At 57.0% G+C, this 509-nt stretch carries 1 protein-coding gene; it reads right to left on the bottom strand.

Features of this window, described 5'->3' with window-relative positions; translation table 11 throughout:
- A partial coding sequence (locus tag ACR0I8_RS22145) for an EamA family transporter (RefSeq protein ID WP_480703685.1) occupies window positions 1-493 on the bottom strand: 493 nt, incomplete at its 3' end.
- Window positions 494-509 lie beyond the last annotated feature (16 nt).

Genomic DNA, 509 nt, shown 5'->3' with positions numbered 1-509 from the left:
CGAAGTGCTTCGCACCGGCCACGCAAATCACGACGAAAACCGTTACCCCGATCATCGAAGGCGCGACCGGTTCCGCTAGTAAGGCCGCTGCAAGGATCAAGCCGAAAAATGGCTGAAGCAGTTGTAGCTGCCCAACACCTGCTGTGCCCCCGCGAGCCAGACCGCGATACCAAAACACAAATCCAACCAGCATCGAAAAAATGGAGACGTATCCCAAACTGAGCCAGACAGGCATGCTCAAATCGGCAAATGTGTCAGGCCATGTGAAGATTGCGAGAATGACCATGAACGGTGATGACAAGACAAGCGCCCAGGAAATCACCTGCCAGCCGCCCAATCGACGCGAGAGCAGCGCCCCTTCGGCGTAGCCCAATCCGCAGGCGAGGATGGCCGCCAGCATAAACAGGTCTCCAATCAGGGACACTTCTGCACTTTGCGTGAGGGCAAAACCAACGACGGCCGCACTCCCCAAGACGGAAAACAACCAGAACATTCCGGCCGGACGTTCG

This window comes from Ruegeria sp. BG9 (assembly GCF_056538305.1).
Note: the sequence above shows the minus strand (reverse complement) of the source record. Positions and strands in the feature narration are given on the sequence as shown.